Genomic DNA, 15,537 nt, shown 5'->3' on the forward strand with positions numbered 1-15,537 from the left:
GCGATCAGGTCGCGAGCTGCTTGCGGATGACCTTGCCGGCGGGATTGCGCGGGATGGTGTCAACGATGTGGATGTCTCTGGGCTGCTCGAAGCGAGAGACCTTGCCCTTCAAGTACTCTCGCAGCGCCGCAACATCGACGTCGATGTCGGGCCGCGGCACGATGAACGCGGCCAGCCGGCGTCCGAACTGGTCGTCGGCCACTCCGACGACCGCATTCTCCGCGACGTCGGGGTATGCGGACAGCGCGTTCTCCAGCGCCCGCGGGTAGACGTTCTCGCCACCCGAGACGATCATGTCGTCCTCGCGGCCGACGATGTAGAGCCGGCCCGAGTTGTCGAGGTAACCCATATCGCCGGTGCTGGTGAAGCTGTCGATGACCGCCTTGGCGCCACCACCGATGTAGCCGTCGGTCCTCAGCTCGCCGCCGATGAAGATGCGACCGGTGACCCGTGGCCCGACCGCTCGGCCGTTGCGGTCGAAGATGCGCACCGGGCACCCCGCGACCGGATGCCCCACCGTCTCCGGCGCGTTGCGCAGCTCCCGCGGTGTCGCCAGGGCGCCGATGCCGACCTCGGTGGAACCGTAACCGTTGTAGAGGATTTCGCCGTAGTCATCCATGAACCGGCGAGCCAGGCCGGGATCGAGCCGATCGCCGCTGGATAGCACTGCCCGCAGGGATGGCAACGGATTTCGCGCCCGCACGCGCTGCGGGAGGTCCAGGATGCGCGCCAGCATGATCGGCACCACGCTCATCGCGTCGGCGCGCTGCAGCGACGCCTGCGCAAGCACGGCCTCGGCGTCAAATCGCCCGCGGGTCAGCACCGTGCCGCCCAGGCTCACGGTGAGCATCAGCATGCCCAGCCCGAGTCCGTGAAACATCGGTACCGCCACGGCAATTCGTGATCCGACGCGAAGACCGGTGCGCTGCAGAATCGTCATGCCAACACCCAGGCCCGAACTCATCCGGGGCGAGCGCGGCACACCTTTGGGTACGCCGGTGGTGCCCGACGTCAGCAGAATGAGGCGCCCGGAAGCCACGACCCTGGGACGCCGCTTGCCGGGCTCGGGCGGCACGGCGGCCGGATCGATGACCATGGCGGAACCGCTGGCCTCGCGGACCTGTTCAGCAAATTCGTTGTCGCAGAACATCGTTGCGATCTGGTGTGTGCTCAATGCGCCGGCGAGCGCATCCGCGCGGAACTCCGTGCTCACCAGCACGACGTCGGCACCCACCAACGCGGCGGCGAACACGGACGCGGCGAAGTCGCGACCGTTGCGGCACATGATCCCGACCGCCTCACCCGGGCCGGCGCCCGACTGCGAAAGCTCACGGGCCAGCGATTCGGTCTTGGCCTGCAGCTGTCGGTAGGTGATGGCGCCGTCGTCGTCGATGATCGCCGTGCGCCGCGGCCATCGTGCCGCCGCGATGCCCAGCAGCGTGTAGAGATTGGTACCGCCCCGATACACCTCGCGGACCAACCGCAGCGCCGCGAGCGGGTCGGGCAGAGTCAGTAGCCCGGACGACGCCAGCGCCCGAGCCGTCGTCGCGGCCACTCCGTCGGTCATCGAAGGTCCTCGCGCCCGGTCGAATCGGCGAAGAAGCGGCGATGCCACAGACGGGCCGCGCGATCGGCTGGGCCCGCGAGCAGAACCGACGCGATTTCGGCCGGGAACACCCAGCGCGGTTCGATGGTGCGCGGCCGCTCGATGACAGCCTTGGCGATCGCTTCGGCCGCCTCGTCGGCGGACAAGCCAGGAAGTCTGCCCAGGAGCGGCGTGGGCTCGATCATCCGGGTGCGCACCAGCCCGAAGTACACCGACGTGACGTCCAGGCCGTCGGCATGCAGTTCGGGTGCCACGCTGCGCAGCCAGCGGTCGAATGCGCCCTTGGACGCCTGGTAGGCGCCCCACTGCGGGCCGGGTACCACCCGCACACCGACGCTGGAGACGTTCACGACGTGCCCGCCACCGTTCTCGCGCATAGCCGGCAGCAATCCGAGCAGCAGCCAGATGGGGCCGAGGTAGTTGATGTCGATGGTGCGCTGAAAGTCGTGCGGACGGTCGTACTGCTGATGCAGCGACCGGCGCAATGACTTCCCGGCGTTGCTGACCACGATGTCGAGCGGGCCGTGGTTCTCGGTGATCTGCTTCGTCAACACGTGCACGGCGTCCTCGTCGGCGAGGTCGGTCGGATAGGCGAACGCCTGCCCGCCGCCGGCGTTGATCGATGCCGCAAGGTCGTCGAGCCGCTCCGCCGATCGCGCGACGAGAAGCACCGTCGCCCCTGCGGCGGCCAGTCGCCGGGCCGTCGCCTCGCCGATCCCGTAGGACGCCCCGGTCACCAGGACGGTCTTGCCGGATACCACGCAGCGCAGCTTGTCGGGGTCTGATGCCCTGGCCGGGTTGGCCAGGCGATCAGTGGCCGTTTTGAGGGCCAGTGCAATCAGGTTCACTCTGACACCGCAATCACCGAACGGGTATGCCAAAAGCCAGGTCCGCGCTGCTGTTTGAACGCTTCTTGACTCGTAACCTACAGCTACCAGACCACCTTCACAGCCCGAGCCCCGGGCCCCGGCCTCAGCTCACGGTTCGGATCGACCGTCGCGCTCCGGCGACACTCCCTCGGCCGAATCGGGTGTCTCATCGCAAGGATCCTGATGCCAGTCACCGAAGGGGTCCCGGTAATGCCGCCATTGGTCCGGCGCGGCGAGCTCTTGATCGGTGAGCAGCGCGCCATTGAGGGCAGCGACGATGTCGGCGGGCTCGGCACCGCACACCAACACCGTGATGGCAGTGTGCCGATCACCGAACCGGTACTCCCACTGCAGCTCGGCGAAGAGGCGCCGTTCCTGGTCGGTAGCGGCCGCCTCCGCGGCGGTCATGGCCGCCAACCACTTTCCCGCGCAGGCAACCCGCATCCCCCCGCCCGCTGATTCCAGCCACATGACCTGATCGGTTCGATTGGCCAGCCACAGCCGGCCACGCGCGCGGACCACCCCGGACAGCAACAGATCCACCGCGGCATGCAACCGCCCGGGGTGAAACGGGCGGCGGGCGTTGAACTCGACGATGCGCACCCCACCGTCGGCGCCCAACGGCGGCAGCCCGGCCAGCAGCCAGCCGTGCGGATGGTCGCTGCGGCCCCGGCGCGAGTCGTCCTCCAGGTGCGCCAGGGCCAGCTCGACGCGATCGATCCCCACCGTGAGGCGAGCCCGCGGCGCAAGCCGGCGCAAGACGGCCAGCGTCACCGGTTCCGCGTGGGTCAGCACGACGACGTCGGCGAATTCGGCTTGCGCAACGACGACCTGGGCGACCGTGCGTCCGTCCGCCAGGTCAGCGTCGCCGAGTGCGCGGGTGAGCCAGGTACGCGAGTCGACGCAGGCCACCACGCCTGCGATCGCCACGTCCAACGCGGCGGGGCCATCCGGGTAGCCGGGACCGACACGGACGTCGACGTAGTTGATTGCCACGCAGATGGGCTCGGGTTCGAGCAACGGGGCCAGGTGCACGACGATCCGCTCGACGCCGTCCCAGCGATGCATCTTGCGCAGCAGCACCAGCAGGTCGTAGCGAACGGTGCAGGCCACGCATCCGTGCGCCAATTCCAGGGCGTCCTCGGCGGTGGTCAATTCGCCGTCGCGCAATGTGGTGGTGGTGCGCCGGACGACGTGTCCGTCGAACCGGTGCTCGACGACGACGGTGCCCGGGCAGCGCAACAAAGCGCCCGTCACCCCATCGCTGTCGCCGTCGCCCGCTACCAGCACCACGGGAGTCCGCATCCCACACTCCTTGTTGAAAACGATTTTCAATAACCCCTCAGTGACGGTACAGTGCGACACAGACGTTGTCGAAAACGATTTTCAATAACACCGAACCCGGGGAGGGGAGAGAGCCATGTCCGCGCGTTGCCAAGTCACCGGCCGCACAGTGGGTTTCGGTAACGCGGTGTCACATTCGCACCGCCGAACCAAGCGCAGGTGGTCACCCAATATTCAGTCCAAGACGTATTACCTGCCGTCGGAGGGCCGCCGCATCACCCTGCGGGTAAGCACCAAGGGCATGAAGGTCGTCGATCGCGACGGCATCGAGGCCGTCGTCGCTCGGCTGCGCAAGTCGGGTCGGCGGATCTGATGACGCGCAACGATATTCGTCCGATCGTCAAGCTGCGCTCCACCGCGGGCACCGGCTATACCTACATCACCCGCAAGAACCGGCGGAATGACCCCGACCGGCTCACGTTGAAGAAATACGACCCCGTGGTCCGCCGCCACGTCGAGTTCCGGGAAGAACGCTGAATGGCCAAGAGATCCAAGATCGTCAAGAACGACCAGCGCCGCGTGATCGTGGCGCGTTATGCGCAGCGGCGCGCCGAACTCAAAGAGATCATCCGGTCACCGCGCAGCACCGCCGAACAACGCCTGGCCGCCCAGCAGGAACTGGCCCGCCAGCCGCGCGACGCCAGTCCGACGCGGCTGCGCAATCGGGACGCGGTCGACGGCCGACCCCGCGGTCACCTGCGCAAGTTCGGGTTGTCCCGAGTGCGAATGCGTGAACTGGCCCACCAGGGCCAGCTCCCCGGTGTACGTAAGGCGAGCTGGTAGATGGCCGGCAAATCAAAACGTCCCGTGCGTCGGGCCGCGCAGCCGTTGGAGAAAAAGAAGAAGAACCTCTTGAAGAGTCTCGGCCTCGACGCCGTCGACTACAAAGACACCGGCACGTTGCGGGTGTTCATCTCCGAGCGCGGCAAGATCCGATCGCGCCGCGTCACCGGTCTGACGGTTCAGCAGCAACGTCAGGTCGCCATCGCGATCAAGAACGCCCGGGAGATGGCGCTGTTGCCGTACGCCAGTACGGGCTAGTCCCGAATGAAACCCTTGTTGCGCATCAGGACGTCCGCCAGGAACCCGTCGTGCGGGATGTGGGGTGCGTGCAAGTATGTCGGGTGATTCCCGCGGTAGATGTTGGCCACCGTCGGTTCGCCCAACAGGTCGTCGATCAGCTCGTCGTCATCGCTGATCACGTTGATTACCAATGATTTTCGTAGCGGCTCGAGGCCGGCGGCGCGCGACCACGGCGAGACCCACACGCACGGGAAGGGCAGTTCGATGTTGAGCTTGCCGGGGTCGGGTTCGGCGAGCAGGTGCACGGCCGGACGCAGTGCGGCATACCCGTCACCCAGCGCGGCGACGACCTGATCGGCGCCCAGTAGCGGGGTGGTGCCCGCGGCCTTGGTCGCCAGATAGTTGGCCAGCGCCTCGGCCTTTTCGGCGGGCTGGGTGGGCAGGATCGCCCGCTCGTCCTCGGACGGCAGCGGCTCGATCGTCGCCAACCGGTCGGCGATCGCCTCGGCGAGCGGGGCCGGGTCGCCTTCGTAGAGCACCGCGGTGGTGTTGACGCAGGCCATGCCACCCAGGTTGGCGATCGAGTCGACGATGAGGTCGAGGTGATCGCGCCAATCCCGCTCGGCGGTGAGCAGGATCTTGGTGCGCCCCGGTCCGTTCACCACCACCGACGGATCGACGGCGTATTTGTCGACCACATCCTGGCCGCCGTACACCATGGCGATGTCGGCGCGCCGGATGATCTCGTCGGCTCCGGCGTGGTCGGTGGGCAGATAGATGGCGTCTTCGTTGCGAAATCCGGCTTGGCACAAGGCGGTAACCAGCCGGTGTCCCGTCAGGGGTTCGCGTCGCGATGGGCGCACCGCGACCCGGTAGCCCAGCGCGAGCGCCTGGGGCCACAGTCCGTGCACACCCGGGCCGTTTCCCGCGGCATGCACGGCGAACACCTCTCCGCGCCGCGTCCACACCGCACCGCCGGCGCGTGTGCGCTCCTCACGCCAGTCCAGGGCGGCGCCCACCGGCTGAGCCGGCCGCACGGCATCGAACGCCGTGGCAAGGGCGTCGACCACACCGCGGGCCCCGGCCCGGGTCACCGCGATCGGCAGCCCCGAAATGCGGCTGGCCAGTTCGACATAGCCGTCGAAGTCCAGGCCCGCGATGACCGATGTCGCGAACGCATCGGCCGCCGCGGCCAGCGCCGCCTCGCGCTGCGCGATCGGCAACGGCCGCACCTTACGCTGTGCGCCGATGGCCCGCGAAACATACAGCGACGGAACCATACTCAGCTCGGCGACGGGGACACCGGCCGTGCTGCGAATGACTTCGCGGTTGCGGGTGCGATAAGGCCCGTCGGGCCCTAGTGCATCGATGCCCACTAATTCTGCGGTCGCGCTTGGCTTTTCGCCGACCATCTCAGTACACGCCTTCGATGACGGCCTCGCCCTCGAAGGTGGCGACCGGGCGCACCGCGCTGACCGAATCGGACAGGTGCGGTAGCGGCCCGGGTATCCGGATCGCCACGTCGCGCTCCAGGTTGTTCGGCAGGAACATGCCCTTGCTGATGTGGTTCATCACCACCTGGCCGAGTTCGCCGTAGGGCACCTGTTCCCCGGTCTCGGGATCGATCACCCAGAATACGACGTAGGGGGTCCGGGGGTCGAAGACGAACGCGTCGTCGTCGGCGACCCGGGTGACCGCCTGGGACAGGATCATCGTGCTGCCGAAGGCCATGGTGATCGCCGTGTTCGGGAAGATGTCGCGCAGCAGGTCCAGCGTGTCGGCATCGACGTGCGCGCCGCTGAGCAACAGGTAGCGGATCTTGGCGTTGACCAAGTCGACCAGGTCGTCGTTGCGGGCGATCGCCTCCAGCATCGGCGGGGTGGCGTGCAGATTCGCGACGTTCTGCGTCTGCAGGACGCGTGTCGCCTGTTCGAGGACGTGGTCGAGGTAAGCCGCGACCTCCGCGACGGCGTTGCGCGCGGCGATCTTCTTCACCCAGCGGGGGTCGATGTCGATCGCGTGAAACGCCGCGCCCAGCCGCTCGGAGACCCGCCGCGAGAAGTAGCTCACCCCGTGCGGGCCGCTCGGCATCAGGCACAGGAAGCCCTGGCCCCGCACGAAGCCCCCGGTCGCGAAGTCCTCGGTTTGCCATTCGGTGACCTGCGCCACCCAATCCGGAAGTTGCGCAGTTCTTTTCGGTGCGCCGGTGGTTCCACTGGATTCGAATACCTGCGGCACCGGTGGGGGCGAGCCGTATCCGCGGGGGATCAGGTCCTCGACCGGCACATTGCGCAACTCGGTAAGCAGATTGGGAAACAACCGCAGGTCCGTGAACGTCGTGACGTCGGTCAGCGGATCGAAGTCGAGCGTCTTGGCGGCGCGCAACCAAAACGCGGAGCCCGTCTCTTCGCCGAAGTGCCAGGCGATCGCGGCGCGCAAATACGCCTCGGGGTCATCGATTGGTATCGATCGCGGGACATCCAGCAGCGAGAAATCGATGTCGGCCATGCCACGATCCTGTCGCATGCCGGTCCGGCCAGGCAATTGGCTCGCGGTCCACTGGGCATACAAACCCTGAACGTTGACCCACGACGCGGCGAATTCTAGATTCCTGAACTGGTTTTCAGCGCGCGGCCAGCTCCGGAGAAGTGGTCCCGCAGAGTTCGCGGTTCGCGCCGTAGGATTGCGCGCAAGACCAGCGCGTTCGTCATAGCTTCAGCAGACGTTCGGCGTTGCCGTGCGCGACCTTTTCCCGGTCCGCGTCGGACAGTACCGTGCGCTCAAGCCCGGCGGCGGCCTCGAGCGACGATTCATACGGGTAGTCGACGGAGAACATGACCGCGTCCGCGCCGGCCTCCAGGACCGCCCCCAGCACCGTTGCCGGTGAGAAGACGCCGCTGTTGGTGAACACGACGTTGGTGCCCAGGTAGTCCGAAGGCATTCGCGGAAGCCGGTTTTCGGGGTCCTGGGCTTTGTACCGCGAGTCGAGCCTGCTGCGCTGGAACGGCAGGAACTCACCCATGTGACCCAGGATCAGGGTAGCGCCGGGGTGCCGGTCGAATACCCCGCCGAAGATGAGGCGCAGGGCGTGGCCAGCGACCTCGGCGCCCCAACTCCACGTCGCCCCGTACATCTCCGGACGACCGGCCAGCACCTGCCAGTTGTCGGCCGGCGGTGAGCCTGGGTGCAAATACATTGGGACACCCAGCGATTCGAGTGCCGACCACACCTCGTCGTACTCGGGCGCGTCGAGATAGCGCCCGCCGGGACCCGTGATGCAGTCGTTGACCAGGGCGCCGCGCAGCCCCAGCTCGGCGACGGCACGTTCGAGCTCCGCGGCCGCGGCCGCGGGGTCCTGCAGCGGCAGAGCGGCGAAGGCGCCGAATCGGTCCGGGTGCTTGGCCACTGCCTCCGCCGTGAAGTCGTTCGCGAAACGGGCGTTGCGCGTTGCCAATTCGGGCTCGATGTCGACCTGCAGGCCGGGCACTGTCAGCGACAGAATCTGCATGTCGATGCCGGCGTCGTCCATCTCGGGGAGCCGGTACTCGGTGAAGTCGGGCAGTCGTGCCGCGAACCGTTCTGCGGCGTCGGCGTTCCATCGCAGTGGCATCTTCGCCAGACCGCGGGTGGGCATCGGCTGACGCTCGGCGAGTTCGGGGATAACGAAGGCTTCCTCCAAGGCGATGTACCGCATAGCATTTCCTGTCTTTCGCGTCGATATCTCTGGGCCGTTACTTCTAGCCTGCTGAAGCGGGAGCGATTTGTGAAATGAATTCCTAGTATTGTTGGTATGCAGCAAACGCATATTGGGGGAGTGGACCTGAACCTGCTGCCGGCGCTCGCCGCTCTCCTCGAGGAACGTCATGTCTCGCGGGCCGCCACCCGAGTCGGCCTGAGCCAACCGGCGATGAGCCGAGCCTTGCAACGACTGCGGCGAACCTTCGACGACACCCTGCTGGTCAGCGGCCGCGACGGCTACACCTTGACGCCACGAGCCGAACGCATCCGCCGCCAGCTCGCGGTGGTGCTGCCCGAACTCGACACCCTGTTCGGCGCGCAGGACTTCGACCCGGTGACGGCGCAGGAGTCCTACCGCCTGGCACTCAGCGACTATTCGGTGTCGGCCTTCGGTGCGGCGCTCGCACGATCATTCCGCGCACAATCACCGCGGTCGACGCTGGCCTACCAACTGCTCGACGACACCGCCTTCGAGGACCTGTCGACCGGCGCCATCGACCTCTTGATCTTGGGCAGGCCCGCGCCGGCGCAGTTTTCCAGCCAGCTGCTGTTCACCGACCACTTCGTGTGCGCGGTCGCCGCCGACCACAAGCTGGCCCGCCGGCGTCAGCTCTCCGTACTCGATTATCTGCGGTACCCGCACATCAGGATCGATATCGAGCGTGGCGGGCAACACCTCATCGAACGCACACTCGGCAGTACGCGAAATGTCGTTATCTCCACACCATTTCACGCACTGGCGCCCGAAATGCTGATCGGCACCGACCTGGTGCTGACGTTTCCGGCGCGGCTCGCAACCAAGTTCGCCGACGCCCCAGACATCAGCATCATCGAGGCTCCCTCGCAGCTACCGCTGCTGCCCTTTTATTCGGTCTGGCACCCTCGCCTGGACAACGACCCCAGTCGACGCTGGCTGCGCGAGGTCGCCCACGCCATCGCGGCGTCATGAAGGGCGGTTGTGCACCTTGCGCGGGTCGACGCCGGCACCGCGCCACGCGGTGACGGCCCACGGCGTGTAGATCAACCACAGCGGAAGGCGATTGACGAGCGGATTCAACGCACGCATGGCGGCGGCGAACCGCTGAAAGCGCCTCTCCTTCTTAGCATTCCATTCCAGCTGACATACGTCGCGCATCTGTTGCGGCAGGGTGCCGACCAGCACCAGACGGGTGTAGGCGTTCAGCGGCGCGGACAGGATCTTCCAGACCGGCTTGGGAATCCGGCGCGGGCCCGGTATCCCCTTGCGGATGTACCCGGTGCCGTACAGCACGGTTTTGTGCGGGACGAACCGCTCGAGCATGTCGTCCCAGTAGTCGACGAAGTCGGCATAGGTCTGCGGTTGGCTGCGATCGCTGACGCCGTAGAGGCTGTACCAGATCTTGCCTTCCTCGAAGATCTGCTCCTTCTCGGCGTCGGAGAGTCGCCGGATGAACGTGTCGGTCATGTAGACGACCTGGTCGACGAAAGTGGCGTGCGCCCAGTAGAACAGCTCCGGGTTCAGCGCGTGATACCGCGAACCGTCGCTGATGGTCCCTTTGATCGGCTTGTGGAAATCCCGGACCTTGCGGCCCCACTCGTGTGGGTCGTCGGAGTAGACGGTCTTCATCAGCGGCGGCCCGGTTCGCTTGGCCCGGCCCAAGGTGTCGCTGAAGACCACCGAGTGATCGAGCACGCCCTGGCCGAGTTGCTCGATGCAGTTCTCCACGCCCGCGGTGCGCTGGAAACCGAAGAACTGAGTGCGGTTATCCCCGTAAAACTTCCAGATCAACGAGTCCGGTCCCAGCCGCGGGGCGGCCGCGGCTGCATCGTCGTCAACCGGCCCCTCGACCAACAAGGGGACCGCTTCGCGAACCCCGCTGTCGAATCGGGCGCCGGCGGCCAACTGGTGATGCTGGGCAGTCATGCCCACCTCCCTGACGCATTGACACAAAAGAGTATCTTTGTTCCAAGGTAGCAATCGCCAAGGTATGTCCGCAAAGCAGGTGAGTCACGATGGCGCAGGCCGAAGTCGGGATCGAGGCCGCGACCGAGTCGATGACGGACCGCACGATCCTGGACACCGCGCGCAAGGTCTTCGAGACCTACGGCGTGCGCCGGGCGAACATCGAGGACATCGCGGCCCGGGCCGGGGTCAGCCGCAGCACCATCTACCGGCGCTTTCCCACCAAGGATGACCTCTTCGAACGCGTGGTGCGGCGCGAGGGTGAGCTCTTCTTCGCCACCCTGGACCAGGCCACCACCGGCCGTAATCCGCAGCAGGCCGTCGTCGAGGCGTTCGCGCTGGGTGTGCGCCTGGTTCAGGATTCCCCGCTGTACTCCCGGATCGTGGAAAGCGAACCCGAGCTCTTCGGCCTGTTCTCCCGGTCGGATGTCTTCCCGATCCGCCGATTCGCCGACGGCATCGCCCATACCCTGCGCCGATGCGGGGCTGACCTTCCCGACGCCGACCTGGCCAACATCGCCGATATCTTGCTGCGCGTCGCGCTGGGCATCATCGTGTTCCCCACCGACCGGCTCGATATCTCGGATCAGGACGCCGTCCGCGATTACGCCGCCCGCTATCTGGTCCCGATCATCGGCGACGTGTCATAGAGCCCTGCATTAGCCTGTAAGCCGTGGCGCCGGTTCCGCGAACCCGGTACGCCAGTTGCGGCGAGATCGACATCGCCTATCAGGTCTTTGGCGATGGTCCGATCGACTTGCTGGTGCTGCCGGGCCCCTTGATTCCGATTGACTGCGTCGACAGCGAGCCGTCGATGTACCGCTTTCACCGTCGGCTGTCCTCCTTCGCCCGGGTGATCCGGTTCGACCAGCGTGGAATCGGCCTGTCCTCTCGGCTTCCTTCGCTGGACATGATGGGGCCCAACTACTGGGCACAGGACGCGATCGCCGTGATGGACGCGGTCGGGTGCGAGCGGGCGACGGTCTTCGCTCCAGGTTTCACGTCCTTGACCGGATTGGTGCTCGCCGCCGATTTCCCCGAGCGGGTAAGCAATCTGGTCATCTTCAACGGCGGGGCAAGGACGCTTCGTGGACCGGACTACCCGATCGGCGGCGACGAGGGCGCGGCGGAAGCGTATACGACGGTCGGGGTCGAACCGGATGCCGTCGAGCAGGGCTTCGACATGCTCAGCATCATCGCTCCGTCGGTATCCAGCGACGGAGCCTTCCGCGCGTGGTGGGACCACGCGGGCAACCGGGCCGCATCCCCGAGCATGGCTCGCCTCTTCATCGAGACCATCCGGCACTCGGACGTGCGCGACGCACTGCCACGCATCGCCGCACCGACGCTGATCCTGCACCGCGACAATCCGGAGTTCAGCCCGATCGGGCATGGCCATTACCTTGCCGAGCACTTGGCCGGCTCGCGCCTCGTCGAGCTACCGGGCGAGGACGCGCTGTACTGGACGGGCGACACCGCGCCGATGATCGACGAGATCGAGGAGTTCATCACCGGCCTGCGCGGCGGCTCGGATGCCGAGCGACTGCTCACCACGATCGTGTTCACCGACATCGTCAGCTCGACCGCGCGTGCCGCGCTGCTCGGCGACGACCGCTGGCGCGACCTGTTGGACAACCACGACACCATCGTGCGCCACGAGCTGCAGCGGTTCTCGGGTCGTGAAGTCAACACGGCCGGAGACGGCTTCGTCGCGACGTTCAGCAGCCCGAGCTCAGCGATCGCCTGCGCCGACGCCATCGTCGACGCGGTTCGGGTGCTCGGTATCGAGGTGCGCGTGGGCATTCACGCGGGCGAAGTCGAGGTGCGTGGTACGGATGTCGCCGGCATGGCCGTGCACATCGGTGCGCGCGTGGCCGCACACGCGGGCCCCGGCGAGGTGCTGGTGTCCTCGACGGTGCGCGACATCGTCACCGGCTCGCGACACCGGTTCGCCGACCGCGGCGAAAGCGAGCTCAAGGGCGTGCCCGGGTCCTGGCGGCTCTACGCCCTGGTGAGCGAACACGCGGTCGTCAACCGTTAACGAAAGCCACATTTTAGCCCGCTCGAGGTGCCGCGCGGCTCGGCGTAGGCTGCCTTCGGGGGCCGCTCAGCGTTGCGGCTTCCTATCCGATTTTCGCGTACAGCTTGGGATTTGATCGAAGGAGTACGCATGACCGACGTGCACATCTCGTTGCCTCCCGCCTTGCGCCGGGCGCTGGATCTGCTCGCTGATCCGCCGACGGATCCGGACGTGAGCAAGGGTTATCTCGATCTGCTCGGCGCCGAGGGAGATGCGGTCCCGAAGAACACCGGCCCGATCCAGGCGGCGTGGGCATCACCGATCGGGTCGATGCTCTACGACAATGGCCAAGCCCTATCCCGCCGGCTGTTCACCGCATTCGCGCACCCCACTGAGTGGCTGGACATCCCGGCGGGCGGGGTCGCGCTGGACGTCGGCTCGGGACCGGGCACCGTGACGGCCTCGCTGGCCGACGCCGCCGCGCCCGACGGACTGGCCCTGGGCGTCGACATCTCCGAGCCGATGCTGGACCGGGCCGTGCGCAACGAAGCGGGGCCCGAGGTCGGCTTCCTGCGGGCCGACGCACAACGACTTCCGTTCCGCGACAGCGTTTTTGATGCGGTCATTTCGATGGCCGTCTTGCAGCTGGTCCCGAATCCGGCTGCTGCCCTTGGCGAGATGGCGCGGGTGCTGCGGCCCGGCGGACGGCTGGCCATCATGGTCCCGACAGCGGGGCGCGCCGCTCGGCTCTGGCAGATGCTGCCCAACATCGGGGCGTATGCGTTCGGCGATGACGAGATCGCCGACATTCTGGAAGAGAACGGGTTTTCCAGCGTGCGCGTCAAGAACACCGGCACCTTTCAATGGGTGCGCGGCAAGCTCGCGTGAGCCTCAGTCCCTTTTGAAGGCCGGGTGGCCGCGGATCAGCAGCGGCAAGAGCGATTCCGGCGGTGCGACCCGAAAGAGCGCCGCGGCGATCCGGTTGACCCGGCCGGGGACCACGACGGCCTTGCCGGCGGCCAGGCCGTCGATGCCGGCCTGCGCGACCTTGTCCGCGGGAACCCACATCACCTGGGGCAGAGCGGCTTCGGCCTCTTCTTTCTTGAAGCCGGCCGCGTCGCCGAATCCGGTATCCACCGGACCCGGGCACAGCGCGGTCGCGGTGACCCCGGTGCCGCGCAGCTCACCGCGCAGGCTGTGGGTGTAGGACAAGACGAACGCCTTCGCGCCCCCATACGCGGCCTGGCCGGGCAGCGGCCCGAACGCGGCGACGGAGGCGACGTTCAGCACGGCGCCGCGACGGCGGTCCACCATGCCGGGCAGGAACCTGCTGCACAGGTCGACCACCGCGGCCACGTCGACCTCGACGAGGTTGACCTCTTGCTCCGGAACCGATTTCGCGACGAGTCCCAGTGTCGAGAATCCGGCATTGTTGATCAGGATGTCCGGGATCAAGCCGAGCTGTGCGATCCGGTCCGGCAGGGCGGCCCGGGCGGATCGATCGGACAGGTCCGTGGGCAGCGGGTGGGCCTGCGGGCCCAACCGCGTGGCGAGTTCGTCAAGACGGTCGGCACTGCGGGCGACCAGCACAACGGGGTACCCACGCCGAGACAGTAGCCCGGCGAGCTGTTCGCCGATGCCCGACGAGGCGCCGGTGACGATGGCCGCGCAGTCGCTGGCCGGTGGTGGAAGAGCCATGCCGCCCCGACTACCCGGACGCCTGTGCCAGCATGGCGAGCTTGTCCATCGACTCGCGCAGCATTTCGGGCGTGGTCGAGCGGGCCTTCTCCAGCCGGACCCGGTCGGTGAGTGCGGTCCAGTCGTAGGTGTGGGTCACGTTGGTCAGCGTCGAGTTGATCGGTTGCAGCTCCCAGCGCCACAAGTGCCCGGGCGGTTGCTTTCCGGGTTCAGCTGGGCGCCAAGCGATTTTGCTGCCTTCGATGAACTCCACCACGTGGTTCTCCCGCACGGCACCGTTGGTCAACGTCGTCTTGAAGATGTCACCCACCTGACGGACGCGCTGCCCGGGAGCGGACGACGCGAGGTTGTTGTTGCCGTCCCAGCTCGGCTGGCTGGACGGGTCGGCGATCAGCTCGAAGATCCGCTCGGCGCTGGCAGAGATTGCCCGGGAGGCGCTCACAATTTGTTGGGGTTCATCCATGGAGCCATCCAAACACGTCGGGCACGCCACTGGGGGCCGGCCTCGTGCCGACCCCCAGAGCGGGTGAATCCGTGCGATGGCAGCGTCAGCCCACGCGCAGCGCCTCGACCGGCCCGGACAGCATGGCCTTGAGCTGGCGGGTCAACTCGTCGGCGAGCACCTCGGCGTCACCGTTCTCGACGCCGTCGACGATCTGACGGGCCACGTCCCGCGGGTCGTTTTTCGGCACGTCGAACCCGGTGGTCATGTCGGTCTCGGTGTAGCCCAGGTGCGCCGCGGTCACCAGCGTGCCCTGCTTTTCCAGCTCGATGCGCAGCGAGTTCGTCAGCGACCAGATGGCGGCCTTGGAGTCGCCGTATCCGCCGAATCCGCCCGCCCAGGACAACGCGGAGCTGATGTCCACCAGGGCACCGCCACCGTTCTCGGCCAGGATCGGGGCGAACGCCTTGGCGACCCGCAGCGCACCGAAGTAGTTGGTCTCGAATACCGCCTTGACCTCGTCGATGTCACTGTCCAGCAGCTTGGCCGCGCCGAGCACGCCCGCGTTGTTGACGACGATGTCGGCGTCGGATGCCGTGATAGCAAGCGCGGCAACAGATTCCGGCTTGGTGACGTCGAGCTCGACGCTCACCAGGCGGGGGTCGTCGCTGGGCTTCGGCGCGCGAGCCGTCGCGTATACCTTGGCCGCACCCCGCGCCAAGAACTCCTCGACGATGGACTTTCCGAGCCCGCGCTGTCCGCCGGTAACCACGACCGTCGATCCCTTGATGTTGACCATGATCCGATCTCCTTGACTTAGGTGAAGCTTGTTTGTATCTGTCAAACTAATTGACC

General features: G+C 66.9%; 18 protein-coding genes. 8 read left to right on the forward strand and 10 right to left on the reverse strand.

What is annotated here, in order from left to right:
• Window positions 1-4 precede the first annotated feature (4 nt).
• From MNAB215_RS07440 to mrf, 3 genes are all read right to left on the reverse strand, one after another.
• A complete protein-coding gene (locus MNAB215_RS07440) occupies window positions 5-1,567 on the reverse strand; it encodes an AMP-binding protein (RefSeq protein WP_077078127.1) in 1,563 nt (520 codons plus the stop codon).
• Entirely contained in the window at window positions 1,564-2,454 is an 891-nt protein-coding gene (locus tag MNAB215_RS07445; protein ID WP_077078128.1) for an SDR family NAD(P)-dependent oxidoreductase, read from the reverse strand. Before MNAB215_RS07445 ends, MNAB215_RS07440 begins: the two co-directional genes overlap by 4 nt.
• A 129-nt stretch (window positions 2,455-2,583) precedes the next feature.
• On the reverse strand, window positions 2,584-3,780 hold the full coding sequence (gene mrf, locus MNAB215_RS07450; RefSeq protein ID WP_077078129.1) for a ribosome hibernation factor-recruiting GTPase MRF: 1,197 nt from the start codon (window positions 3,778-3,780) through the stop codon (window positions 2,584-2,586).
• A 115-nt stretch (window positions 3,781-3,895) separates the two neighbouring features.
• On the opposite strand from mrf, the gene rpmB reads away from it, so the two are divergent.
• From rpmB to rpsR, 4 genes are read left to right on the forward strand one after another with little or no spacing between them, the layout of a single operon-like run.
• Entirely contained in the window at window positions 3,896-4,132 is a 237-nt protein-coding gene (gene rpmB / locus MNAB215_RS07455) for a 50S ribosomal protein L28 (protein WP_077078130.1), read from the forward strand.
• Complete coding sequence (gene rpmG / locus MNAB215_RS07460; RefSeq protein ID WP_077078131.1) at window positions 4,132-4,296, forward strand: 50S ribosomal protein L33; 165 nt, start codon at window positions 4,132-4,134, stop codon at window positions 4,294-4,296. The genes rpmB and rpmG overlap by 1 nt, the downstream gene beginning before the upstream one ends.
• On the forward strand, window positions 4,297-4,602 hold the full coding sequence (gene rpsN, locus MNAB215_RS07465) for a 30S ribosomal protein S14 (protein WP_077078132.1): 306 nt from the start codon (window positions 4,297-4,299) through the stop codon (window positions 4,600-4,602).
• Entirely contained in the window at window positions 4,603-4,860 is a 258-nt protein-coding gene (rpsR, locus tag MNAB215_RS07470; RefSeq protein ID WP_077078133.1) for a 30S ribosomal protein S18, read from the forward strand.
• Here the strand turns inward: rpsR and MNAB215_RS07475 are convergent.
• The 3 genes from MNAB215_RS07475 to MNAB215_RS07485 form a co-directional block, all read right to left on the reverse strand.
• Complete coding sequence (locus tag MNAB215_RS07475) at window positions 4,857-6,254, reverse strand: aldehyde dehydrogenase family protein (protein WP_077078134.1); 1,398 nt, start codon at window positions 6,252-6,254, stop codon at window positions 4,857-4,859. The two genes, rpsR and MNAB215_RS07475, sit on opposite strands and share 4 nt — an antisense overlap.
• 1 nt (window position 6,255) lies before the next feature.
• On the reverse strand, window positions 6,256-7,350 hold the full coding sequence (locus MNAB215_RS07480; RefSeq protein ID WP_077078135.1) for an AMP-binding protein: 1,095 nt from the start codon (window positions 7,348-7,350) through the stop codon (window positions 6,256-6,258).
• Window positions 7,351-7,549: 199 nt separating this feature from the next.
• The gene (locus MNAB215_RS07485; protein ID WP_077078136.1) at window positions 7,550-8,536 is read right to left on the reverse strand and encodes an amidohydrolase family protein; all 987 of its coding nucleotides are present in this window, start codon (window positions 8,534-8,536) and stop codon (window positions 7,550-7,552) included.
• Window positions 8,537-8,632: 96 nt separating this feature from the next.
• Here MNAB215_RS07485 and MNAB215_RS07490 point away from each other — a divergent pair, with 96 nt between their 5' ends.
• Entirely contained in the window at window positions 8,633-9,529 is an 897-nt protein-coding gene (locus MNAB215_RS07490; protein WP_077078137.1) for a LysR family transcriptional regulator, read from the forward strand.
• Here MNAB215_RS07490 and MNAB215_RS07495 read toward each other — a convergent pair.
• Window positions 9,524-10,483: an oxygenase MpaB family protein gene (locus tag MNAB215_RS07495; protein ID WP_077078138.1), complete on the reverse strand. Its 960-nt coding sequence runs from the start codon at window positions 10,481-10,483 to the stop codon at window positions 9,524-9,526. The two genes, MNAB215_RS07490 and MNAB215_RS07495, sit on opposite strands and share 6 nt — an antisense overlap.
• An 89-nt stretch (window positions 10,484-10,572) precedes the next feature.
• Here MNAB215_RS07495 and MNAB215_RS07500 point away from each other — a divergent pair, with 89 nt between their 5' ends.
• The 3 genes from MNAB215_RS07500 to MNAB215_RS07510 all read left to right on the forward strand — a co-directional run bounded on the left by MNAB215_RS07500 (window position 10,573) and on the right by MNAB215_RS07510 (window position 13,430).
• A complete protein-coding gene (locus tag MNAB215_RS07500) occupies window positions 10,573-11,172 on the forward strand; it encodes a TetR/AcrR family transcriptional regulator (protein WP_077078139.1) in 600 nt (199 codons plus the stop codon).
• 23 nt (window positions 11,173-11,195) lie between these two features.
• A complete protein-coding gene (locus MNAB215_RS07505) occupies window positions 11,196-12,563 on the forward strand; it encodes an adenylate/guanylate cyclase domain-containing protein (protein WP_077078140.1) in 1,368 nt (455 codons plus the stop codon).
• Between the two features lie 129 nt (window positions 12,564-12,692).
• Window positions 12,693-13,430, forward strand: coding sequence for a methyltransferase domain-containing protein (locus MNAB215_RS07510; protein ID WP_077078141.1), 738 nt, complete (start codon window positions 12,693-12,695; stop codon window positions 13,428-13,430).
• A 3-nt stretch (window positions 13,431-13,433) separates the two neighbouring features.
• Here the strand turns inward: MNAB215_RS07510 and MNAB215_RS07515 are convergent, their stop codons facing one another.
• The 3 genes from MNAB215_RS07515 to MNAB215_RS07525 all read right to left on the reverse strand — a co-directional run bounded on the left by MNAB215_RS07515 (window position 13,434) and on the right by MNAB215_RS07525 (window position 15,481).
• On the reverse strand, window positions 13,434-14,240 hold the full coding sequence (locus MNAB215_RS07515; RefSeq protein ID WP_077078142.1) for an SDR family NAD(P)-dependent oxidoreductase: 807 nt from the start codon (window positions 14,238-14,240) through the stop codon (window positions 13,434-13,436).
• Between the two features lie 10 nt (window positions 14,241-14,250).
• Window positions 14,251-14,703, reverse strand: coding sequence for an SRPBCC family protein (locus MNAB215_RS07520; RefSeq protein ID WP_077078143.1), 453 nt, complete (start codon window positions 14,701-14,703; stop codon window positions 14,251-14,253).
• Window positions 14,704-14,788: 85 nt separating this feature from the next.
• Window positions 14,789-15,481: an SDR family oxidoreductase gene (locus MNAB215_RS07525; RefSeq protein WP_077078144.1), complete on the reverse strand. Its 693-nt coding sequence runs from the start codon at window positions 15,479-15,481 to the stop codon at window positions 14,789-14,791.
• Window positions 15,482-15,537: the final 56 nt, after the last annotated feature.

Source organism: Mycobacterium numidiamassiliense (assembly GCF_900157365.1).
GTDB lineage: Bacteria > Actinomycetota > Actinomycetes > Mycobacteriales > Mycobacteriaceae > Mycobacterium > Mycobacterium numidiamassiliense.